The organism is Pseudomonas sp. E315 (assembly GCF_055406205.1).
Window position 1 is genome coordinate 45,580 of the sequence record NZ_JBUZPJ010000011.1, and the last position, 22,732, is coordinate 68,311.

Annotated in this window: 21 protein-coding genes; 6 read left to right on the forward strand and 15 right to left on the reverse strand. The window is 55.2% G+C overall.

The window, feature by feature from the left end; genetic code table 11:
• Positions 1 to 261: 261 nt before the first annotated feature.
• Entirely contained in the window at positions 262 to 1,950 is a 1,689-nt protein-coding gene (fadD2, locus tag ACZRJQ_RS15810) for a long-chain-fatty-acid--CoA ligase FadD2 (protein WP_463979263.1), read from the reverse strand.
• Between the two features lie 208 nt (positions 1,951 to 2,158).
• On the opposite strand from fadD2, the gene ACZRJQ_RS15815 reads away from it, so the two are divergent.
• On the forward strand, positions 2,159 to 3,103 hold the full coding sequence (locus ACZRJQ_RS15815; RefSeq protein WP_463979264.1) for an alpha/beta hydrolase: 945 nt from the start codon (positions 2,159 to 2,161) through the stop codon (positions 3,101 to 3,103).
• Positions 3,104 to 3,179: 76 nt separating this feature from the next.
• Complete coding sequence (locus tag ACZRJQ_RS15820) at positions 3,180 to 3,650, forward strand: MaoC family dehydratase (protein WP_463979265.1); 471 nt, start codon at positions 3,180 to 3,182, stop codon at positions 3,648 to 3,650.
• Between the two features lie 54 nt (positions 3,651 to 3,704).
• Here the strand turns inward: ACZRJQ_RS15820 and ACZRJQ_RS15825 are convergent, their stop codons facing one another.
• Positions 3,705 to 4,172, reverse strand: a complete 468-nt coding sequence (locus ACZRJQ_RS15825; RefSeq protein WP_463979266.1) for a ferritin-like domain-containing protein — start codon at positions 4,170 to 4,172, stop codon at positions 3,705 to 3,707.
• Positions 4,173 to 4,382: 210 nt separating this feature from the next.
• On the opposite strand from ACZRJQ_RS15825, the gene ACZRJQ_RS15830 reads away from it, so the two are divergent.
• Both ACZRJQ_RS15830 and ACZRJQ_RS15835 read left to right on the forward strand, forming a co-directional pair.
• Positions 4,383 to 4,619 carry a DUF3820 family protein gene (locus tag ACZRJQ_RS15830; RefSeq protein WP_019693207.1) on the forward strand — a complete coding sequence of 79 codons (237 nt, stop codon included), beginning with the start codon at positions 4,383 to 4,385 and terminating at the stop codon, positions 4,617 to 4,619.
• A 12-nt stretch (positions 4,620 to 4,631) separates the two neighbouring features.
• Positions 4,632 to 5,819, forward strand: a complete 1,188-nt coding sequence (locus ACZRJQ_RS15835) for an aminotransferase class V-fold PLP-dependent enzyme (protein ID WP_463979267.1) — start codon at positions 4,632 to 4,634, stop codon at positions 5,817 to 5,819.
• 140 nt (positions 5,820 to 5,959) lie between these two features.
• Here ACZRJQ_RS15835 and ACZRJQ_RS15840 read toward each other — a convergent pair whose 3' ends face one another.
• From ACZRJQ_RS15840 to zwf, 3 genes are read right to left on the reverse strand one after another with little or no spacing between them, the layout of a single operon-like run.
• Positions 5,960 to 6,625, reverse strand: a complete 666-nt coding sequence (locus tag ACZRJQ_RS15840) for a bifunctional 4-hydroxy-2-oxoglutarate aldolase/2-dehydro-3-deoxy-phosphogluconate aldolase (protein ID WP_463979268.1) — start codon at positions 6,623 to 6,625, stop codon at positions 5,960 to 5,962.
• A 17-nt stretch (positions 6,626 to 6,642) separates the two neighbouring features.
• Entirely contained in the window at positions 6,643 to 7,356 is a 714-nt protein-coding gene (gene pgl / locus ACZRJQ_RS15845) for a 6-phosphogluconolactonase (protein WP_463979269.1), read from the reverse strand.
• Positions 7,343 to 8,812, reverse strand: a complete 1,470-nt coding sequence (gene zwf / locus ACZRJQ_RS15850; RefSeq protein ID WP_463979270.1) for a glucose-6-phosphate dehydrogenase — start codon at positions 8,810 to 8,812, stop codon at positions 7,343 to 7,345. Before zwf ends, pgl begins: the two co-directional genes overlap by 14 nt.
• A 206-nt stretch (positions 8,813 to 9,018) precedes the next feature.
• Between zwf and ACZRJQ_RS15855 the strand changes: the two genes are divergently transcribed.
• Complete coding sequence (locus tag ACZRJQ_RS15855) at positions 9,019 to 9,879, forward strand: MurR/RpiR family transcriptional regulator (RefSeq protein WP_463979373.1); 861 nt, start codon at positions 9,019 to 9,021, stop codon at positions 9,877 to 9,879.
• 44 nt (positions 9,880 to 9,923) lie between these two features.
• Here the strand turns inward: ACZRJQ_RS15855 and ACZRJQ_RS15860 are convergent, their stop codons facing one another.
• The 6 genes from ACZRJQ_RS15860 to ACZRJQ_RS15885 all read right to left on the reverse strand — a co-directional run bounded on the left by ACZRJQ_RS15860 (position 9,924) and on the right by ACZRJQ_RS15885 (position 16,630).
• Complete coding sequence (locus tag ACZRJQ_RS15860; protein ID WP_463979271.1) at positions 9,924 to 10,787, reverse strand: D-hexose-6-phosphate mutarotase; 864 nt, start codon at positions 10,785 to 10,787, stop codon at positions 9,924 to 9,926.
• A 109-nt stretch (positions 10,788 to 10,896) separates the two neighbouring features.
• Positions 10,897 to 12,249, reverse strand: coding sequence for a carbohydrate porin (locus tag ACZRJQ_RS15865; protein WP_463979272.1), 1,353 nt, complete (start codon positions 12,247 to 12,249; stop codon positions 10,897 to 10,899).
• An 82-nt stretch (positions 12,250 to 12,331) separates the two neighbouring features.
• Positions 12,332 to 13,492, reverse strand: a complete 1,161-nt coding sequence (locus ACZRJQ_RS15870; protein WP_463979273.1) for an ABC transporter ATP-binding protein — start codon at positions 13,490 to 13,492, stop codon at positions 12,332 to 12,334.
• Between the two features lie 3 nt (positions 13,493 to 13,495).
• Positions 13,496 to 14,332 (reverse strand): carbohydrate ABC transporter permease, encoded by an 837-nt coding sequence (locus tag ACZRJQ_RS15875; RefSeq protein ID WP_463979274.1) that lies wholly within the window; start codon positions 14,330 to 14,332, stop codon positions 13,496 to 13,498.
• Complete coding sequence (locus ACZRJQ_RS15880) at positions 14,325 to 15,233, reverse strand: carbohydrate ABC transporter permease (RefSeq protein WP_463979275.1); 909 nt, start codon at positions 15,231 to 15,233, stop codon at positions 14,325 to 14,327. Before ACZRJQ_RS15880 ends, ACZRJQ_RS15875 begins: the two co-directional genes overlap by 8 nt.
• A gap of 107 nt (positions 15,234 to 15,340) precedes the next feature.
• Positions 15,341 to 16,630 carry an ABC transporter substrate-binding protein gene (locus ACZRJQ_RS15885; protein WP_463979276.1) on the reverse strand — a complete coding sequence of 430 codons (1,290 nt, stop codon included), beginning with the start codon at positions 16,628 to 16,630 and terminating at the stop codon, positions 15,341 to 15,343.
• 352 nt (positions 16,631 to 16,982) lie between these two features.
• Between ACZRJQ_RS15885 and ACZRJQ_RS15890 the strand changes: the two genes are divergently transcribed.
• Positions 16,983 to 17,630: an AP2 domain-containing protein gene (locus ACZRJQ_RS15890; RefSeq protein ID WP_463979277.1), complete on the forward strand. Its 648-nt coding sequence runs from the start codon at positions 16,983 to 16,985 to the stop codon at positions 17,628 to 17,630.
• On the opposite strand, the gene ACZRJQ_RS15895 is transcribed toward ACZRJQ_RS15890, so the two are convergent.
• The 4 genes from ACZRJQ_RS15895 to edd all read right to left on the reverse strand — a co-directional run bounded on the left by ACZRJQ_RS15895 (position 17,599) and on the right by edd (position 22,700).
• Entirely contained in the window at positions 17,599 to 19,059 is a 1,461-nt protein-coding gene (locus ACZRJQ_RS15895; RefSeq protein WP_463979278.1) for an ATP-binding protein, read from the reverse strand. The genes ACZRJQ_RS15890 and ACZRJQ_RS15895 overlap by 32 nt on opposite strands.
• Positions 19,049 to 19,780 carry a response regulator gene (locus ACZRJQ_RS15900; RefSeq protein ID WP_463979279.1) on the reverse strand — a complete coding sequence of 244 codons (732 nt, stop codon included), beginning with the start codon at positions 19,778 to 19,780 and terminating at the stop codon, positions 19,049 to 19,051. Before ACZRJQ_RS15900 ends, ACZRJQ_RS15895 begins: the two co-directional genes overlap by 11 nt.
• Positions 19,781 to 19,920: 140 nt before the next feature.
• Positions 19,921 to 20,877, reverse strand: coding sequence for a glucokinase (locus tag ACZRJQ_RS15905; RefSeq protein ID WP_463979280.1), 957 nt, complete (start codon positions 20,875 to 20,877; stop codon positions 19,921 to 19,923).
• Positions 20,874 to 22,700 carry a phosphogluconate dehydratase gene (gene edd, locus ACZRJQ_RS15910; protein ID WP_463979281.1) on the reverse strand — a complete coding sequence of 609 codons (1,827 nt, stop codon included), beginning with the start codon at positions 22,698 to 22,700 and terminating at the stop codon, positions 20,874 to 20,876. The genes ACZRJQ_RS15905 and edd overlap by 4 nt, the downstream gene beginning before the upstream one ends.
• Between the last annotated feature and the right edge of the window lie 32 nt (positions 22,701 to 22,732).

Genomic DNA, 22,732 nt, shown 5'->3' on the forward strand with positions numbered 1-22,732 from the left:
AAGTCACAAAGCGCGCCGAGAGTAGCAGCTTTGCCAAAGGCCGCCTAGAGCCAAAGAAAGCCCCCACAGTCACAAACCTGACTGTCCTACAATCCAAAGTCACTATTAGTATAAAAGCTCTATAAGTACCAAAACCGCTCTAAACCAAGTGATACAGGGCATTCAATGAACATTGCTGCGCAAAATAATTATGTTAGGCCATACCAATAAAAACGCCCGCTTGCACACGGCAAACGGGCGAGTGTCGCCACACTGAACGAATCAGGCGTTATCGCGTAACTCACGGCGCAGGATCTTGCCCACAGGCGTCATTGGCAACGCATCACGTAATACGATCTGCTTGGGCACCTTGTAACCGGTGAAGTTTTCTTTGCAGTACGCTTTGAGTTCTTCAACGCTGACCCCACCATCACGCGGCACTACAAACAACTTGACCGCCTCACCCGTACGTTCATCAGGCACACCAATAACCGCGCAGTTTGCGACTTTAGGGTGGGCCATCACGATATCTTCGATTTCGTTGGGGTATACGTTAAATCCCGAGACGATGATCAGATCCTTTTTGCGATCAACGATGCGCACAAAACCATCGGGATCAATCACCGCGATGTCGCCAGTACGGAACCAACCTTCGGCGTCCAGCACCTCTGCGGTTGCTTCGGGGTTGTGCCAGTAGCCTTTCATCACTTGCGGGCCTTTGACGCATAACTCACCCCGCTCGCCCAACCCCAACTCTGCACCGTCATCATTGATGACTTTCATGATGGAGCCAGGCACCGGCATTCCCACTGAGCCGAGTCGCGCCTGAATACCGTAGGGGTTAGTACTGGCAACCGGCGAAGTCTCGGTCAAACCATACCCTTCGACGATGCGACAACCGGTTAGTTTTTCCCAACGCTCAGCCGTGGCCTTGACCAGCGCCGTGCCCCCGGAGTTGGTGAGTTTGAGCTGAGAGAAATCCAGCGTTTTGAAATCGGGATGATCCATCAACGCCACAAACAGCGTGTTCAAACCCAGCAACGCAGTAAAGCGCCAGTTTTTCAGCTCCTTGATAAAGCCCTTAATATCACGCGGATTGGTGATCAGGACGTTGTGGTTGCCGGTCACCATCATGCACATGCAATTCGCGGTGAACGCATAGATATGGTAGAGCGGCAACGGCGCGATCATGACCTCGCGCCCTTCTTTAAGCAGCGGCTGACCATCATCGCCATGCTGTGACAGGCAAGCGCGAATTTGCTGCATGTTCGCCACCAAGTTGCCGTGGGTCAGCATGGCGCCCTTGGGCAACCCGGTGGTGCCACCGGTGTATTGCAAAACAGCAATGTCATCGAGCGTAACGGCCAATGGCTCAATGACCTGGCCTGCGCTTCTGCGCAAAGCACTTTTGAAAGGGACTGCTTGAGGCAAGTGATAGGCCGGAACCAGTTTTTTGACCTTATCGACCACCAGGTTAGTGATCCAACCTTTGGCCGCGGGCATCAAATCGCCCATTTTGGCTTCGATCAGGTAATCGATCTCGGTGTCTTCAAGCACTTCCTGTACACGCTTACCGAACATATTCAGGTAAACCAGCGCGCGAATGCCGGCACTTTTGAACTGATGGCGCATCTCTCGCGAGGTGTACAGCGGGTTGGTATTGACCACCACCAGACCAGCGCGCAGCGCCCCGAATACCGCGATGGGGTATTGAAGAATATTGGGCATTTGTACGGCGATGCGGTCGCCGGGCTTAAGGTCTGTGTGCTGCTGCAAATAGCCTGCAAATGCCGCACTGTGGCGTTCCAGTTCGGCATACGTCAGCGTGATGCCCAAGTTACTGAAAGCCGGGCGATCCGCAAATTTTTTGCAAGAGCGTTCAAACACATCAACGACCGACTTGAAGGCCGTCATATCAATGTCCAGCGGCACGCCAGCAGGACGTTTGTCATTCCAGAAATCAGGTTGCATTATTTTTATCCTCTTACCTGAGCATGTCTGGCCGCATCTGTGATGCAGGGAAAGCGCAACTCGCGGACGTTAACAGGTATCAAGTTGTAGGCAAATAAACGGATCGGCGCCATTTACATCTTGAATCTTATTACTGTGATCAAGCCCGTACAGCCGCCCTCAGTCAAATGCGCTATACACTGCTACGACACTGCGCAAAGGAATCGCCATGACCCACGACACTTTTTGGCTGGATGCGAATGATCGAACTGGTCTTTTCGTTAACCAATGGCTGCCCGAGGGCAAGCCCAAAGCCATAGTTCTGCTGGCTCATGGCATGGCCGAACACAGTGGTCGATATGCGCGTCTGGGCGCAGCATTGTGTGATGCGGGCTTTGGGCTGTATGCCCACGATCAGCGCGGGCACGGCAAAACAGCCGAACGCGGGACGCTAGGGCACTACGCTGACAACGATGGCTGGTGCGCCGTCGTCAGTGACGTGGCCAGCCTCAACCAGCACATCGGCCAAGCCCAGCCCGGTGTACCGATTTTTCTTTTGGGGCACAGCATGGGCAGTTACATCGCCCAAGCGTACTTGCTGCATCACAGCGCCAGCTTGCACGGCGCTATTCTGAGCGCTTCCAATTTTCAGCCAGTGGCGCTCTATCGCAGTGCCAGCCTGATAGCCCGCTTCGAACGCTGGCGCCAAGGCCCTAAAGGCCGTAGCGCACTGATTGAATGGTTGTCCTTTGGCTCCTTTAATAAAGCCTTCAAACCCAACCGCACTGCGTATGACTGGCTCAGCCGGGACCCTGCCCAAGTCGATGCTTACGCCCATGACCCTCTGTGCGGGTTTCGCTGCACCAACCAACTGTGGATCGACCTGCTCGGCGGGTTGCAGCAAATCAGTAAAGCATCCAACCTCGCCCAGATTGACCCGGCCCTGCCCTTGCTGGTGATGGGCGGCGCTTGCGACCCCGTCAGCGAGGGCAAGCGGCTTGAAGTTTTGGCCAACGCTCTACGCAATGCGGGCAATCGAAATGTGCAGCTCACTATTTACCCCCAAGCACGGCATGAGCTTTTTAATGAGATCCATCGCGACGAGGTGACAGCAGACGTTATTGCCTGGCTTAACCAGGCATTGGGCCACTCGCGCCCGCAGCGAAGCGAATAAGCCCAACACCTTTTTTAAAAAAAGCCTCTAAAATCAACATCTTGAAATCAAACACTCAGCACAGGACATGCGCTAGATGACACAGGTTACCAACACCCCGTACGAAGCCCTCGAAGTTGGCCAAACAGCCAGCTACAGCAAAACCGTCGAGGAACGTGATATTCAGCTGTTTGCGGCCATGTCCGGCGACCACAACCCCGTGCATCTGGACCCTGAATTTGCCGCTGCCACCATGTTCAAAGAGCGCATTGCCCACGGCATGTTCAGTGGCGCACTGATCAGTGCTGCTGTTGCCTGTGAGCTGCCAGGGCCGGGCACTATTTATATTGGTCAGCAGATGAGCTTTCAGAAGCCGGTCAAAATCGGGGACACCCTGACCGTGCGTCTGGAAATTTTAGAAAAAATGCCCAAGTTCCGTGTACGCATTGCCACCCGCGTGTTCAACCAGCGCGACGAGTTGGTGGTTGATGGCGAAGCCGAAATCCTCGCCCCACGCAAGCAGCAGACGGTCACGCTGCCAACCTTGCCAGCCATCAGCATCGGCTAAAACGCATGTATAAAAAAACGCCGGCTAACCGGCGTTTTTTTTAACTCATATTACTCAAGCACGTGCGCGAGCCTGATTGCGCAGCGCTTTGACCTGATCGTGATTGCGCTGTACGCCGTGGTATTGGCGCTCTACCAGATCACGAATATTGACCAAGTTGTGTTTGTTGATTTTATCCAGCGCTTCTTTATAAGCCTTCAGAGCATGGTCTTCGCCGCGCTCAGCTTCATTGAGTACAGACTCTTCGTCCTTGCCAGTCACCAGTGACTTCAAGTCTACCCAGCGACGATGCAAATCACCGGCCACACTGGTTGTCGTCTCAGGATCGCCACCCAGTTCGCGTACTTTGGCCTGCAACTCGGCAGCGGCAGTGGCGCAATCAGCAGAGCGTTTGACGAACAGCGCCTTCAACTCCGGATGCTTGATGTCTTCAGCACATGTCTTGAAGCCTTCCTGACCATCTTTGCTGGTTTCGATCAAATCGTTCAGGACAGAGATGGCTTCTTTATTAATGTCAGTCATGGTTCTAATTCCTTACGGGGTTGAGAATCGTACTGATTAGATTGCAGTCCCCGTGCCAGAATTGAAAAATAAAATAATCCCTTATTTATCAGTGATTTATATAAAACCCGAAAAGGTGTATCCGGTTTTTTTGCATGAACTGTCAATTGGCCTCCATGCAGAATGCCTGTATTTTCCATGTCATCGCGTCACGCACACCAAGGCCGCTTCATGAACCCTGAAAAACTCGAACTGCTCGTTACCCGCGAAATGCCCTTCGGTAAATACAAAGGCCGCATCATCGCCGACCTTCCCGGCCAATACCTGAACTGGTTTGCCCGTGAAGGCTTTCCGCACGGTGAGCTGGGTGGTTTGCTGGCCTTGATGCAAGAGATTGACCACAACGGCTTGTCAGACTTGCTCGACCCGCTGCGCGCCAAACACGGAAAACCCAAACCTCGCCATTGAAAGAGTGCCCCCATGCCAAGGATTGAAGAGAACGCCCGCGACGAAAACTTCTGGCACGACATTGCAGACCGCTACGACATCGCACCCGGCCCGATCAACCTTGAGAACGGCTACTTCGGGCGCATGACCCGAGGGGTAGCCCAGGACTATCAGCGTCATATCGACGTCATTAACCGCAGCAACTCGGTGTATGTGCGCCAGCATTTTGATAACACCCAAAGCACTGAAATTCGCGATCAGTTGGCAGATTTACTGGGTGTTGAACACGCCAGCATCGCCCTCACTCGCTGTGCCTCAGACGCTCTGCAATCGTTGATTCGCAACTACAACGGCTTGCAGCCCGCAGATCAACTCCTGATCAGCGATCTGGAATACCACAGCGTTGACTATGCAATGCGTTGGGTCGCCAAGCAGCGCGGGCTCGAAATCATCGAAATATCCCACACCCACCCCTGCACCCATGAAAGCCTGGTGGCCAGCTACCGCGAGGCGTTTGAGCGTCATCCGCGCATCAAGTTGATGGCACTGACCCACGTGACTCACCGCACCGGCCTAGTCATGCCCGTGGAGGCTATTGTCGAAGCTGCTAATGCCCACGGCGTTGACGTGATCCTCGACGGGGCTCACGCACTGGGCCAGATCGATTTTGACCTGCCAACCCTCGGCGTAGCCTTTGCTGGCTACAACTTGCACAAGTGGATTGGCGCGCCGCTGACGCTGGGTTTCATGTACATCGACCCGCAACGTCTGGCAGACATTGATCCTGACATGGGCGGGGATCGTTACATCGAGCCTGATATTCGCAACCGCGCCCAATATGGCACGGTCAACATCCCGGCGTGGCTTACGCTGCCCAAAGTGCTGCAAGAGCATAAGGACTTGGGAGGCGCAAAAGCCAAAGGTGCGCGGCTGAACTATTTACGTGAATTATGGGTGAGTGAGGCCCGCAAGCTGCCAGGCATTGAGGTGCTCACCCCCAATGACCCGCGACTGAACTGCGCGATTGCCTCGCTGCGGTTTACGCATCTTGATGACCAGCAACCTATGGTTGAACGGCTGCTCAACGACTACAACCTGTTCACCGTTGCGCGGGACGGCTCGGCGTGTGGCAGTTGTATTCGAGTCACCGTTGGGTTTGCCACCCGCGTGGATGACATCAAGCATTTGATCAAAGCACTGCGCGAACTGTCGCAAAACTGAGCGTGATGCCTCTCGCAGGGCTGCGATTTTCTAAAGATCGCAGCCCTCGACGGCACTTACAAAATAAAGGCAAAAAAAAGGTGCGCCGACCAAGCGCACCGAAAAACCGTAGAACATGCAAAACATTCGTAACTAAAGGGTCAATCCAGCAAAGCCAGTGCTTGGGCGGTGCATTCCTGAATGCGCGCCCAGTCGCCGTTTTTGATCCAGTCGCTGTCCAGCATCCAGCTCCCGCCCACGCACATCACGTTTTTCAACGCCATGTAGTTGCGGATATTGGCCGGACTAACGCCTCCCGTCGGGCAGAACTTCACTTCACCAAAGGGGCCGCCCAACGCTTTAATGGCTGCCACGCCGCCACTGACTTCAGCCGGGAACAATTTGAAACGGCGATAACCCAGGCCATAACCTTCCATGATCCCTGAGGCATTGCTGATCCCCGGCAGCAGCGGAATATCGCTGGCGACGCTGGCTTGCAGCAAGTCACGGGTGATGCCCGGGGTGACAATAAATTGCGAACCGGCTTCTTCGGCCGCGGCCAGCATGTGGCGATCCAGAATGGTGCCAGCACCGGTCACAAGCTCGGGGCGCTGATCGCGCAATACACGAATCGCCTCCAGGCCAAATTCCGAACGCAGGGTCACTTCAAGCGCGGTCAGACCACCGGCAGCCAGCGCATCAGCCAGCGGCAGAATGTCCTGCTTACGCGCAATGGTGATCACCGGCAAAATTCGCGCCTTGGCACACAATTCGTCGATCATGGCGACTTTGTCGGCCATCGAAACGTTCGCAATAGTTGTTGTCATGGCAGCTGATCCTTGGCTCATGGGCACCAGTAAATCTCTAACGTGGGTTGCAAAAAGGCACGAATCGGCAAGGCATTAACATCAGTGCCTGCCAACGCATCGTTGAGGGTGTTCAATTTGGCCTGCCCTTGAATCGACAGCACCGTGTGCTTTGCACTGGCCAACAAGCTGAGGCTCATGCTTAAACGTTGATGCGGCACCGTCGGCGCCAGCATTGGCCAGCAGCGGCGTGCATTGTGGGTATCCAGTGCCTGGGCCAGATTGGGGCTATTGGGGAACAGCGACGCGGTATGACCGTCATCGCCCATGCCCAAAATCAGCACGTCAATCGGCGGCAACTCAGCCAGCAGGCGATCTGCTTGCTCAGCAGCCTCACCCAGGCTGGGCGCAACGTTGTACAGACCAACAAAGCGCGCCTTGGCAGCCGGGCCTTGCAGCAGGTGTTTTTTAAGCAGCCCAGCATTGCTGTCGGCGTGCTCCACCGGCACCCAGCGTTCGTCGGCAAGGCTGACCACCACTTTCGACCAGTCCAGCGGCTGATGCCGCAAGTGTTCAAAAAAAGCGACCGGGCTACGCCCACCCGACACCACCAGCGTAGCGACGCCTTGGGTCTGAATGGCCGCGTTCAGTTGCTCGGCCACCGCTTTTGCCAGCCCTTCGGCCAGCACCGCCGGTTTTTTGAATGTATGGGCCGTCACACCGTGCGGCAGTTTCAAATCAGATATCGCCATACCAAGACCTCCCGTCCCGCGTGATCAAGGCAATGGAACTCATCGGCCCCCAGGAGCCCGCCGCATAAGGCTTGGGCGCATCACCGGATTTTTTCCAACCGGCGATCAACTGGTCACACCATTTCCATGCCGCTTCAATTTCGTCTTTGCGCACAAACAAGTTTTGATTGCCGCGCATCACTTCAAGCAACAAACGCTCGTAGGCATCTGGGATCCGTTCACTGCGATACGTGTCGGAAAAATTCAATTGCAACGGGCCGCTGCGCAGCTGCATGCCTTTGTCCAGACCTTGCTCTTTGGTCATCACACGCAAAGAAATACCCTCGTCCGGTTGCAAGCGGATGATCAGCTTGTTGCCGATTTGCAGACGCTGCTCAGGGGCGAAGATGTAGTGTGACGGTTCCTTGAAGTGGATCACGATCTGCGACAGTTTTTGTGGCATGCGTTTGCCAGTGCGCAGGTAAAACGGCACGCCCGCCCAACGCCAGTTGCGAATATCGGCACGCAACGCAACAAAGGTTTCCGTGTCGCTCTGGGTGTTGGAGTTTTCTTCCTCCAGATAACCCGGCACCGACTGCCCTTCGCTGTAACCGGCAATGTACTGGCCACGCACCACTTGGGTAGTCAGGCCTTCGGCACTGATCGGGGCCAGAGCTTTGAGCACTTTTACCTTCTCGTCGCGAATGCTGTCGGCCGACAAGTCCGCAGGCGGGTCCATCGCAATCAGGCACAGCAGCTGCAACAAGTGGTTTTGAATCATGTCGCGCAGTTGACCAGCCTTGTCGAAATACCCCCAGCGGCCCTCGATGCCGACTTTCTCGGCCACGGTAATTTCAACGTGGGAGATGTAGCGCTGGTTCCACTGGGTTTCAAACAGGCTGTTGGCAAAACGCAACGCAATCAGGTTTTGAACGGTTTCTTTGCCCAAGTAGTGGTCAATGCGGTAGATGCGGTTCTCGGGAAAGAACTGCGCCACGGCATCGTTGACCTTGCGCGAAGAGTCGAGATCCGAACCAATGGGTTTTTCCAGCACCACACGGGTGTTGTCGGCCAGGCCTACTTTCGACAGGTTTTCACAAATGGCGCCATACACCGCTGCCGCAGTCGCGAAATACGCAATCAGGCGTTGTGAGGTTGCAGCCTGCTCGGCCAACGGCAAATAGTCCTCAGCCTTGAGAAAGTCCACATGCAAATAGCTCAAGCGAGCCAGAAAACGGCTAAGCGCTTGGTCTTCGATTTCTTTATCACCGACAAACTGACGCAACTGGCTTTGGATGTGTGCCAAATGCGTGCGGGCATCACCCGGCTCACGCGCCAGCGCCAAAATGCGCGTGTCGTCATGCAGCAGCCCGGCACGATCAAGTTGGTATAAAGCAGGAAACAGCTTGCGCAACGCCAGGTCGCCCAAAGCGCCAAACAAGGCAAAGGTGCACGGTTCAACCGTAATCGAAGGCATGATGTTGGTTCTTTTATCAAGTTAAGCTACAAATACCTTTTTTCAAGGCATCACTCAAGGAGAAATGTAGTAATAAACACAACATTTTCTCAAAATACAGATTGCTACTAGTGGTCGTTACAAGCCATCAGTAGGATAGGCCACCTTCCCGAGCCGCTTTAGGGCCGCTCTTTGCATCGCCGACCCAAGGAACATAAATGGACCGCGTGCGAAATTTACTCGAACAGATCAAAGGCCGCCTTGAAGAGCTGAACAAGGCCGAGCGTAAAGTGGCTGAAGTGATCTTGCAAAATCCTCAGCAGGCAACTCGATTCAGCATCGCAGCGCTGGCTCAGGCCGCATCGGTGAGCGAGCCGACTGTTAATCGTTTTTGCCGCTCGTTTGGTGTCAGTGGTTATCCAGAATTAAAGCTGCAACTGGCGCAAAGTCTGGCCAGCGGCGCGGCTTATGTCAGCCGTGCAGTCGAAGCAGACGATAACCCGCAAGCCTACACGCAAAAGATTTTTGGCAGCGCCATTGCGTCTCTGGACAGCGCCTGCCAAGCCTTGGACCCAAACCTGATCAGCCGCGCAGTCGATTTGCTGATTCAGGCGCGGCAGATCCACTTTTTTGGCCTAGGCGCTTCGGCCCCGGTCGCGCTGGATGCACAGCACAAGTTTTTCCGCTTCAACCTGGCCGTCACTGCGCATGCGGACGTGCTGATGCAGCGCATGATTGCGTCAGTGGCACACACCGGTGAGTTGTTCGTGATTATTTCGTACACCGGCCGTACCCGCGAGCTGGTCGAAGTGGCACGCATTGCACGCGCCAACGGCGCATCGGTATTGGGCCTGACCGCAGAAAACTCACCCTTAGCCAAAGCCAGCACCTTAAGCCTGAATATCCCGCTGCCAGAAGACACTGACATCTATATGCCAATGACCTCGCGCATCATCCAGCTCACCGTGCTGGATGTGCTGGCCACCGGCATGACTCTGCGCCGTGGCGTCGATTTTCAGCCGCACTTGCGCAAAATCAAAGAAAGCCTCAACGCCAGCCGTTACCCGGTGGGGGACGAGTTTAACTGAGCACAACGTGGCGCCCCTTTGTCACCACGCCAGCACGCGACGACTCAGGCGCTCACCAGCCCTGCCCGCGCTTGCAAGCTCAGATGCGCTTGCTCGCCGGGGGCCAGGGTTTGGCTCTGAGTGCCGCCACTGGTGGACTCAACGCACACAAAACCCATCACCTCGCTCCAGCTCACCCCCAATAAAGGACGCTTGCCCGGATGCCAGACCACGGTGTTGGCGCGCTCACCGGTATCAATACTCAATGCCCGTCGCCACGCATGGTCGTTAAGGTGTAATTCGCCATCGTGCTGGAACACTCGCTGACAGCCCCCCTCTACGCGCAACTCACCTTTTTGCTGACACGTTTGGCGGCTCAGTTGGTCATAACCTTCAACGCCATCCAGCCCAGACAGCGCTACCTCGGCAACATCACCAATACGCCAGTAAGCGTGCAAAGCCTGACTCATCTGGCAAGGTTCATCGTCCTGATGCTCTGTGCTCAGGCGCAACGCCATGTCTTCTCCCAGACGCGCGTGCAAATCAACTTGCCAATCGCACAGCTGTAAACGCCAGTGCAGGGTGACGCCATCTTCGTCGCTACTGGTGTCGAGCAACTTCCAGTCGATCAACCGTGCCCAACCGTGGGACGGCCACGCATTTTCGCTGGGATGACGGCCATACCACGGCCAGCAAATCGGCACGCCACCACGAATTGCTCCAACCTGCGGCCATTTAGCGGCACACCAAAGCCAAGGCTTTTGCCCAGTTGGACGAAAGTGCAACAGCTGCGCACCCTGACGACTGAACACCGCCTGACAATTGGGATGATCAATCACCAATACGTCACGCTGCTGAAAACGTTCCCATTGAAAAATCGGCTGCTCACGCTTGGATTTAAAAAAGCGATGAAGCGGATGCTCATGCATATACCGCAGTCCTGAAATCATGCGGGTCAGCCCGCCGGGGTGTGCTGCCCCAAAAAAAGCGGACAGCCAAAGCTGTCCGCCAGATGCACGCAAGGATAAACGAGCCCGATTAAAACACCGACTGAATTTTCAAACCGGCCACCAGAGCGTTATCAACTTGATCCACCCCCCCCGGATGGGCGATGTATTGCAGGTTGGGACGCACTGTCAGCCAGTTAGTCACATGGAAGCCATAGTTGATCTCGTAGTTGTACTCAGTGGAGCGCAGCGGCGAGTACAGCGGATCGTTGTAATCGTTAACACCAATGGCAGCGTTGGCCAGCTCGGCGTTTTTCTTCACATCGTCGTTTACATGGATACGGGCAAAGCCGATACCAACGTCATCTTTTGGTCGCCCATCAAACGGCCCTTTGTAGACAAACATCAGCGACTGGTAGTTATCGACGATGTTGGTGGCCTTGTCGTGGAAGGTCGCGTTAACCGCGATGTTCAAACCACGAGAAGCATCACCGTTATGACGAGTCAGTTGTTGCTGCGCAACCAGCCAGTAGCCGTGTTTGCTGTTGTGAACGCGGTAGCTTTCACCGGTAGTTGCGGCGTCACGGCCATTAATATCTTCACGCAGGTCATCCGCAGGCGCCGTGCTTTTGTAGTAACCCACACGGTATTCGCCCGGCAGGCTGTCGATTTTTGGCGACCAGACCAGTTCGATAGGCAAAACGGTGCCCTTGGTACCACTGCCGCTGAGTTTGAACCCGTTGCCGTGCTCCAACTGCGATGGGTTCTGGTTATACGCGCCGATCTGCGCATACAGCTCAGGCGTGATGTTGTACTTCACGCGTAGCGCAGCCTGACTGACCGGCCAGTTGTACCAGATGTTGGTGGCCCAGTTACCCACCTGAGAGCCGCAAAAGGCCAGGTTTTGGAAGTCGCACGCGAAGGTGTTGAAGTCTTCGCCTTCGCCGAAGTAGCCGGCTTTAACGTCCAGTTTGCCGTCGAGAAATTGATGCTGAATATACAACTGAGTCAAACGCACCATGTGACCACGGCCGTAAACTTCCTGCGATGAACTCAACGTGCCCGCACGCGGGTCACCGACCCGGTCGTTAGAAATGCTTTGACCGTTGCGATTGGTGATCTGGATCTTGGCCTGGGTATTGTCCCAACCGAGCAGCTTTTGCAGATCCAGCGCTGCACCCAACCCAAATTGATCACTGTATCGAGCCGTTTTGTTGTCGTTATAGCCACCGTGTAAGTTGGCCCCAACCTCACCGACATAGTCCATTTTGATGTCGATGCCCTGCTCGATCAGCCGGGTCCGCTCGCCACCCCAGTCTCCGGTCATCCACTGCGAATCAGCGCTGAAAGCATCGCCAGCATAACCACTTGTCGCGACCAGACTCAGCGCTGCCACAGCAGACAGCTGGCAGGCTAAACGGGTACGGGTCATTCGGTTGTTCATCCCTAGATCCTCGTTGTTTTTTATTGGCATTGTTTAACGCGGTGCATCTCAAGGGGCCTGATGACAGGCTCCCTGTACACAGTTAACGACCCTTGAAATGCGCCACGTTATCCGCCCGGTCTTGCGTCTGAGGCGAAGTTATCGCCCCTAAACGCTCGCCCGTATTTGCATCAAACAGTAGCACTTTAGCTGGATCAAACTGCACGGTGAGGCTTTGACCTACCTGCGGCGCTTCATCGGGTGCCAATCGGCAGCACACTTTGCTGGCGTTGAGGTTGATAAACACCAGTGTGTCCGGGCCCGTAGGCTCAACCACTTGCACCTCGGCACGGATGGTGGGCATGCCATTGGGCTCATTGGGCGCCAAGGTGATTTGCTCTGGGCGAATACCCAAAATGACATCACGGTCTTCCAGCCCCGGCTGCTGCAAGCCCAAAGGCAGCTCACAACGTGCTTGCCCGCTGTCGAGCAACGCCAGCAGCCGTCCCTCCTGACGCTGCAAGCGCAAAGGAATGAAGTTCATCGGTGGCGAGCCAATAAAGCTCGCCACAAACAGGTTGGCCGGATTGTTGTAAATCTGCTTGGGCGTGCCGAACTGCTGAATGATCCCGTCTTTCATGACCGCCACTTTGTCACCCAGTGTCATGGCCTCGATCTGGTCATGGGTGACGTAAACGGTGGTGGTTTTCAGGCGCTGGTGCATCAGTTTCATTTCGGTGCGCATTTCAACCCGAAGCTTGGCGTCGAGGTTGGAGAGTGGCTCATCAAACAGATAAATCTTCGGTCGCCGCGCCAGCGCCCGCCCCATCGCTACCCGCTGCTGCTGACCACCCGACAACTGACCGGGTTTGCGCGTCAATAAATGTTCGATTTGCAATAACTTGGCGACCCGGGCGACTTCTTCATCAATGGCCTGCGCGCTCATTTTTCGAATCTTGAGACCAAAGGCAATGTTGTCGCGCACATTCATGGTCGGGTACAGCGCGTAAGACTGAAACACCATGGCGATGTCACGGTCTTTGGGGCTCATGCCACTGATATCGGCATCGTCTACCAAAATCGACCCGCCACTGATGCTCTCAAGGCCTGCAATACAGTTCATCAACGTGGACTTACCGCAGCCCGAAGGCCCCACCAGAATCAAAAACTCGCCGTCTTCAATTTTCAGCTCAATGTTTTTAAGCGTGTCGGGCAAACCCTTGCCGTAGGTTTTATTGACGTTACGTAGTTCGAGAGTTGCCATGCGTTACCCCTTGACCGCGCCGGAGGTGAGCCCGCGCAGGAAATACTTGCCCGCAAAGATGTAGACCAGCAGCGTCGGAAGCCCGGCGATCATGGCAGCGGCCATATCGACGTTATATTCCTTGGCCCCGGTGCTGGTATTGACCAGATTGTTCAGGGCCACAGTGATAGGTTGCGCATCACCACTGGCAAACACCACGCCAAACAAAAAGTCATTCCAGATTTGAGTGAACTGCCAGATCAGGCAAACCATCACAATCGGCACCGACATTGGCAGCAAGATGCGCCCGAAAATGGTGAAAAAACCCGCCCCATCCAAGCGGGCCGCTTTGACCAGCGCATCTGGAATGCTCACGTAGTAATTACGGAAAAACAGCGTCGTAAAAGCTAGCCCATACACCACATGCACCAGCACCAACCCAGTGGTGGTATTAGCCAGCCCCAGCTTGCCGATGGTGAAAGAGGCCGGCAGCAAAACGGTTTGAAACGGCAAAAAACAGCCAAACAGCAGCAAGCCAAAAAACAGCTGCGAACCGCGAAAACGCCACATCGACAACACGTAGCCGTTCATGGCCCCGATAAAGGTGGAGATCAACACGGCGGGCACTGTGATTTTTACCGAGTTCCAGAAAAACCCACCCACGGTGTCCCACGCCTTGATCCAACCAATGCCATCAATCACCTGCGGCCAGCTCAACAAATTACCAGTGCGAATGTCTTCGGGGCTTTTAAAACTGGTCAACAGCATCACGACCAGCGGAATCAGGTAGACCGCTGCGGCCAGGATCAACGTGGCGTAAATCGCCAGACGACTGAAGGTAAAACGCTGGGTGTTAATCATGGCGTTTGTTCCTCAGCTCGGAGTACAGATAGGGCACCAAAATGGCCAATATCGCCCCCAACATCATGATCGCGCTGGCCGAACCAATGCCCATTTGCCCACGGCTAAAAGTAAAGGAGTACATAAACATGGCGGGCAAATCTGAGGAATAACCCGGCCCGCCAGCGGTCATTGCAGACACCAGATCGAAGCTCTTGATCGCAATGTGCGCCAGAATCATGAACGCGCTGAAAAACACCGGACGCAGGCTAGGCAAAACAATACGCAGATAAATGGTGGGCAAACTTGCACCGTCCACTTGAGCCGCGCGAATGATGGATTGATCAACCCCGCGCAAGCCCGCCAAAAACATCGCCATGACAAACCCCGAGGCTTGCCACACGGCCGCGATCACCAAGCAATACACCACGCGATCCTGGTCCAGAAGCCAGTCAAACCTGAACCCTTCCCAACCCCAATCGCGAAGCATTTTGTCCAGGCCAAGGCCGGGGTTAAGCAGCCACTTCCAAGCCGTCCCGGTGACGATCATCGAGAGTGCCATCGGGTACAGGTAAATCGTGCGAATGAAGCCCTCTTTGCGAATGCGCTGATCGAGCAAAACGGCCAAAAGTACGCCAATCCCCAAGCTGATTGCGATAAACATGCCGCCGAACACAAACAGGTTTTTACTGGCGACCCACCAACGGTCGTTCTCCATCAAGCGGGCGTATTGTTGTAAGCCCACCCATTTATAACTGGGCATAAAGCTGGAGTTGGTGAACGAAAGCACAAAGGTCCAAAAAATGTAGCCATAAAAGCCCACTAACACGATCAACATGCTCGGTGCCAAAACCAACTTGGGTAACCAGCGTTGAAGCGTGTCAAAAGGCGAAGCTTTGCTGAACACAGCCACAGAGCTCATGGAAATTGTCCCGTGAGGGCATGCAGGCATCAGCGGGCGCCAATGCCTTACACCCCAGAGTGAGGAGCGCCGCGCGCGAACGCGGCAGGTTGAAGTCAGGGCGCGAGTTACTGAGCCGCTTTAATAGCTGATGCCAGTTGCTTGCCCGCCTTGGCGGGGTCAGCATTCTTGTCGCTCATAAAGTTGCTGACCGTATCGAAAATCGCGCCTTGCACCGCCAACGACGTTGCCATGTTGTGGGCCATGCTCGGCTCCAACTTGCCTGCTTTGTCGGCGGCAGCGAAATCTTTAGCCGATGCTTGACCGCAGCTGTCGAACTTGGTCATGTCCAGGTCGTTGCGTACCGGGATCGAGCCTTTGTTCTGGTTGAACACGTATTGGAAATCAGGTTCAAGCGCGACTTTGGCCAAGTCGTTTTGTGCCGCGATATTGGCGGGTGTGTTGTTTTTGGCTGACAGTTTGAACATCGCCAACGAGTCGATGTTGTAGGTAAAACTGCCCTGAGTGCCGGGGAATGGCACACACTCATAGTCAGTGCCAGCCTTTTTGCCAGCGGCTGTCCATTCGCTTTTCGCCCAGTCACCCATGATTTGCATGCCGGCCTTGCCGTTAATCACCTTGGCCGCTTCCAGGTTCCAGTCCTGACCTGTGCCATTAGGGTCCATGTAGCCCTGAAGCTTCTTCAACGCAGTGAACACCTGAGTCATTTGCTCGCTGGTCAACGCGCTTTCATCCAGCTCAACCAAGGCCTTTTTGTAACCTTCTGCGCCCATGATGCTGAGCACCAAATCTTCAAACACAGTGCTGTCTTGCCAAGGCTGCCCCCCGTGGGCCAGCGGGATAAAACCTGCGGCCTTGAGTTTGTCACCTGCGGCGTACAGTTCATCAAGGGTTGTCGGCGCTTTTTCAATGCCCGCTTTTTTAAATACTTCAGGGTTGATCCACAGCCAGTTCACACGATGAATATTCACCGGCACCGCCACGTAATGACCATCAACCTTCATGGTGTCGGAAACGGTTTTAGACAGTAGCGTGTCCCAATTATTGGCTTTGGAAACTTCATCGAGGTTGGTCAGCAACCCCAAAGCACCCCAGTCCTGCAGATCAGGGCCTTTAATTTGTGCAGCTGACGGCGGGTTACCTGATACGGCGCGGGTTTTAAGCACGGTCATCGCCGCCGCCCCGCCACCGCCAGCCACTGCACTGTCTTGCCACGTGAAACCGTCTTTTTCGATCAGCTTTTTAAGCACATCGACCGCCTTGGCTTCACCACCTGAGGTCCACCAATGCACCACTTCGACCGTGCCTTTGGGCTGGGAAGCATCGGCTGCATAGGTGTTCAGGGGCAATAACGAAGCGAGAGAAACGACAAGGGCGAGGCGACTGAATGTATTCATGTGATGACCTTTCTTGTTGTTATGGCTGTGCAAGTCTTTTGCTTGCGCTGCTAAAGAGTGTAGCCACCGGACAAAGCGCTCACGTAACGAACGGATGCCCAAATGTCACCATGCAGTGACATACAGCTTCAACCCTACCGAGTCTAAACAGACCTTTCGCCTCTGTTTGTTTGTGCCATCCGAATCCTTCCAGGAACAAGATTTGTAGGCCTGTAAGGCGATTTCCGTATTGCTTGTAGGACGCATCCCGAAGTCGTTTTCCCACGTTGTACAGGCAAAAAACTTCAGCGACTCTGCTGCCCATCGACACGATAAAAGAACGGATGCCGACACCCATCAGGAGATGTTAAACATGCCTGGAAATACATCAGCGACCCAAAATCACTGCTTCATTTACGCCCTGAGAAATCAGGCTGGTCAACGCTACGCATGGAAAGTTGATATTCAACGTGCAGGTAAATTACACATTCACCTTTTTGAATTCGCCGAGTACGGAGGTGAGGTTGAGGCGCTGAATGAGGCCGAAGCCATGCGTAACAAACTGGTATTGAAAATGCCGGTGTCGTTTACCTATGAAAATCGCCAGCGCCTTATGCCGCACAACACCAGCGGTCACCCGGGGGTGTATCGCGTTCAATCCAACAACATCCAATACTGGCGTGCCACAACCCGTATTCACGGTTACAACCTGAGCAAAAGCTTTCGCATTGATCGCTATGGTGATGAGCAGGCCAAGCAATTGGCGCTGCAAGAGCGTGAACGCCAATTAACCCTGTGCAGCGAACCTTATGACGTGGCCATGGAAAAGCTCCAGCAGCACTTTAGCCAGACCAGTACCCGCGTACGCGAAAACCGTATCAAGGCGGCAATGAATAAGCCCCAAGGGCTAAAACCACCGATCCAGGAGGCGCCAAAACCAGATCAAGAACTCTTACTGCCCATCAGTGCTGAACAAGCGAGCCTGTCGATCAGTCGGCATTTCGCGGCAAGCGCAAAATGACCCTCAGGCCGCCAGCGCGCAGGTTTTGCAGGCTGACTTCGCCACCATGACTGTGAGCAATGTTGCGCGCAATCCCAAGCCCCAGGCCGTAGCCTTGCTGCTGCCCGGCCAACCGAAAGTGAGGTTCAAACACTTGTTCCAAACGTTGCGCAGGCACACCGGGGCCTTCATCGTCGACCATCAGCACGAACACGTGTGGGTGGTCTTCAATGCTTAAGTGGGCTTTGTTACCGTACTTGAGCGCATTGTCGATCAAATTACCCATGCAGCGTCGCAGCGCCAGCGCCTTACCTGAATAGGGCAACCGCGCTTGCCCCTGCAAGGTCACGCGGCCGTTGCCCTGCGGGAGCAAGTAAGGCTCGATCAAACAGTCAAGTAATTGATTGAGGTCCAACGGCTCAATATTTTCGTGAATATCGGTGTCTTTCACGCACTGCAATGCGCCTTTAACCAATAGCTCCAGCTCGTCCAGATCGCGGCCAAACGTGTGTTGCAACTGCTCGTCTTCGAGCAACTCAACGCGTAACCGCAAGCGGGTGATGGGCGTGCGCAAATCATGTGAGATCGCGCTGAATAATTGACTGCGTTCGGTCAAGTAACGACTGATGCGAGTGCGCATGGCATTAAGCGCTCGCCCCACCTCAACCACTTCACTGCCACCAGAGATTTCGACCGGCTCAACCTCACCTTCACCCAATGACATGTCACTCGCAGCCCTCGCCAAACGCTTGAGCGGACGGCTTTGCCAATGCACCAATACGCCGATAAACAGCAACAAAAAACCGCTGCTGAGCCCGATAAACCACAGTTGCAGCGCGGGTAGACCTTCTTCTTCAAGGCTGGTGTAAGGCTGAGGCAGCAAAGAGGCGATGTACAACCACTCACCCGGCACCATCTGGATTTGAGTGACTAAAACAGGCGGATCGACAGGCTCCAGGGTCAATGCGAAATGCGCCCAGGAACGCGGCAGCTCATCAAGCTTCAAACCGGCGTTGAAAATGCGTAAGTCCTTTGGGCTGACAAACTTGACCGACATGTCTACATCAGGCCCCAACGCATGGCGCAACACTTGATCCACGGCGTCCAGTACAGCCTGTTTGCGCTGCGTGGGCGCCAGCACCTGCATATCTAGCGGTTTGTCATTGAGGCTTACCACAAACCGCGTACCGCCCATGCTTCGCAGTTGATCAAGCACCAGCGGGCGGTAGGCCAACGGCAACGATCGCAAATAACTGACCGTGGCATTCATTGAGTGCGCCATGCTGCGGGCACTGGCCACCAGGCCCTCAAGCTGCGTAGTACGCAATTGGGATAACCAGATCACGCTGGACAAGGTTTGAGCCAACACAATGGCCAACAAGGTCAACAACAACATGCGCCCCAACAATGAGCGCGGCAGGCGCAGCTTACGCCGCGGTTTAAAGGCCATAACCTGTGGTGACCTGGGCTGCCAGTTGATAGCCGCTACCGCGAATGGTGCGAATGAGTTTGGGCGGTTTGTCGGTATCACGCAGGCGCTGGCGCAAACGACTGACGGCCATGTCGACGATTCGATCAAGCGGCATCAACTCTCGCCCACGCGTCGCATTGCCAATGGTGTCGCGATCAAGGATGTGTTGCGGATGATCCAGAAACAACTTGAGCAAGGCGAAGTCTGCTCCCGACAAAATCACCTCTTCACCATCGGTATGAAACAGCCGATGGGTCACGGTATTGAGGCGCCAGTCTTCAAAGGCCATGATTTCGTTGGCCACGCTTGCATTGGAAAACTGCGCGCGACGCAATAACGCTTTGATACGCGCTTGCAGCTCACGAGGGCTGAAGGGTTTGCCAAGGTAATCATCAGCGCCCAGTTCCAGACCAATCACCCGATCTGTTTCATCTGAACTGGCGGTGAGCATGATGATGGGGATCTGCGCCAGGCGCGGGTGCTGACGCACCCAACGACACAGGCTGAAGCCATCTTCATCGGGAAGCATTACATCCAGAATCAACAAATCGCTCGGCATCTCATCCAGCGCTCGACGAAAGCCTGCACCATCGGCCACAGCACGCACCTGAAAACCGGCACGGCTGAGGTAAATATCGAGAAGGTCTCGAATTTCCTGATCATCATCGACCAGCAAAATAGACTTGCCGAGTGCGCTCACAGCGATGTTCCTTATTGTTATGGGCTAAACCAGCCCTTGTAGGAGCGAGCTTGCACGCGATAGCTTCACAGGGGTAATTCAGACAAGCCGAGCAAACGCTATCGCAAGCAAGCTCGACGCCTGCAAGCGACCAAAATGCTTCACCCAAACGCTTGCTGCAACGCAACGCCCGCGCCGATCAACCCCGGATAAGGCGCGGTCACCAGCCACACCGGGATGCCTTTGAGGTAGTCACTCATACAGCCTTTGTCAGCGAAGCTGCGCGCAAAGCCACTGTTTAAGAATATCTCGGCAAAGCGCGGTATCACGCCGCCCACAATGTACACCCCGCCACGCCCGCCGACAGTCAGCACGTTATTACCCGCGACCCGCCCCAGCCAGCAACTGAATTGCTCCAGCACTTGCAGCGCCACAGGCTCACCCGCCAGAGCAGCGGCCGTGATCGCGCGATCACTGTCGATCACTGGCGTGTGACCATCGACCGCGCAGATCGCTCGATAAACCCGCGGCAAACCACTGCCGCTCAAAATGCTTTCAGCGCTGACATGCCCGATTTCGTTGTAGATGTGTTGCCACAACTGCACCTCACGCGGGTTGCTCATGGGCAGGTCAACATGCCCGCCCTCCCCCGGCAAAGCCATCCACTGCCCATCGCCGAGGTTAAGCAAAGTCCCCACCCCAAGCCCCGTGCCCGGCCCGATTACAACTGCCGGGCGCGCTGGATCAGCAATGCCGGGGCATACCTGACGCACGTCTTCAGGCTGCAAACGGGTCATGCCTAACGCCATTGCGCTGAAGTCATTGATCAACAGCAAGTGATCAATTAACAAGGTTTGGCAAAAGGCTGATCGGCTCAGGCGCCAGTGATTATTGGTAAAGCGAAATTCATCTCCGCCCACAGGCCCGGCCACAGACAAACACACAGCCCCCACCGCCCCCAAGGTCAGATCCAGCCCCTTCAGGTAGACCTTGATCGCCTCCTCCGGGCTGGCGTAGTCGGCCGTGGCCAACACGCAGACTGAACTCAGCTGCTCGTTTTCCCACAAGGCAAAACGAGCATTGGTACCGCCAATATCACCGACGAGGGCGAGTTTCATTTCAAGTTTTCCAACGATGAGGTGAAGGTGCTAGCTCCCTGCTCGGCTGAACTGAACGCCTGACGCATAAACGCAAACAGCTCACGTCCAGTGCCCACTGCGTTACTCAACGTGCCGACCGCCGGGGTGCGTGCGGCAAACTCTGCCTCATCCACCAACAGTTGCAAAACGCCTTTGACGCCGTCAACACGAATCATGTCGCCATCCTGAACCCGCGCCAGCGCACCGCCCACTGACGCCTCGGGGCTGACATGGATCGCGGCCGGAATTTTACCCGAGGCACCAGACATGCGCCCGTCCGTAATCAACGCCACCTTGAAGCCTCGGTCCTGTAATACACCAAGAAAAGGCGTCATCTTGTGTAGCTCAGGCATACCGTTTGAGCGCGGCCCTTGAAAGCGCATCACCGCTACAAAATCGTGCTCCAGCTCGCCGGCCTTAAAGGCATCAGCCAATTGCTGCTGGTCTTGGAACACCCGCGCCGGGGCTTCAACAATTTGATGTTCCGGGGCGACCGCCGACACTTTCATCACCCCGCGCCCAAGGTTGCCTTCCATGACCCGCAACCCGCCTTCTGCCGAAAACGCGCGGGCGACTGGGCGCAAGATGGACTCATCAAGACTTTCAGTCGGGCCTTCACGCCACACCAGATTGCCCTCAACCAGGAAGGGCTCGCGGGTATAACGGCTTAAGCCAAAGCCCGCCACCGTGTTCACGTTTTCGTGAAGCAAGCCCGCGTTGAGCAGTTCACGAATCAAAAAGGCCATGCCCCCAGCCGCCTGAAAGTGGTTAATGTCTGCTTTACCGTTGGGGTAAACGTGAGACAGGGTCGGCACCACCTCAGATAAGTCAGCCATGTCTTGCCAGGTCAACAGAATACCCGCCGCCTGTGCAATCGCAGGCATGTGCAAGGTGTGGTTGGTTGAGCCACCGGTGGCGTGCAAAGCGACGATGGAGTTAACCAGTGAGCGCTCATCAACAATCTCGCCCAACGGCATGAAATCGCCGTTTTGCTTGGTCAGACGGGTCACCTGCTGAGCAGCTTCGCGAGTCAGCGCATCACGCAAGGGCGTGTAAGGATTCACAAAAGAAGCGCCAGGCAAATGCAGGCCCATGACCTCCATCAACAGTTGATTGGTGTTGGCGGTGCCATAAAACGTGCAGGTGCCGGGGCTGTGATAAGACTTCATCTCCGACTCCAGCAGCTCTTCGCGGCTGGCTTTGCCCTCCGCGTAGCGCTGACGAACGTCGGCTTTTTCTTTGTTGGAAATACCCGACGGCATAGGGCCGCCCGGTACGAAAATCGTCGGCAGATGGCCAAAACGTAGAGCGCCCATCAACAAGCCCGGCACGATTTTGTCGCAAATACCCAACATCAATGCCGCATCAAACATGTTGTGTGACAGCGCTACCGCTGTCGACAAGGCAATGACTTCACGGCTGAGCAGGCTCAACTCCATCCCGGCTTCGCCTTGGGTCACGCCATCGCACATGGCCGGTGTGCCGCCCGCAAACTGGCCCACTGAACCGATGTCGCGCAGTGCTTGTTTGATCTGCTCCGGAAAGTGCTCGTAAGGCTGATGCGCCGACAACATGTCGTTATAGGACGAAACAATGGCCACGTTGGCCGCGTTCATCATCCGCAGACTGTTTTTATCCTCCGTCCCGCACCCTGCCACGCCGTGGGCGAAATTGGCACATTGCAGCTTGCCGCGTTGCGGACCATCACTGGCGGCACCGCGAATAAGCGCCAGGTACGCCTCGCGGGTCGCTCGACTGCGGGCAATAAGACGCTCGGTGACTTCAAGAACGCGGGGATGCATGTGTTGAACTCCAGGCTAACGGATGTGGCGAC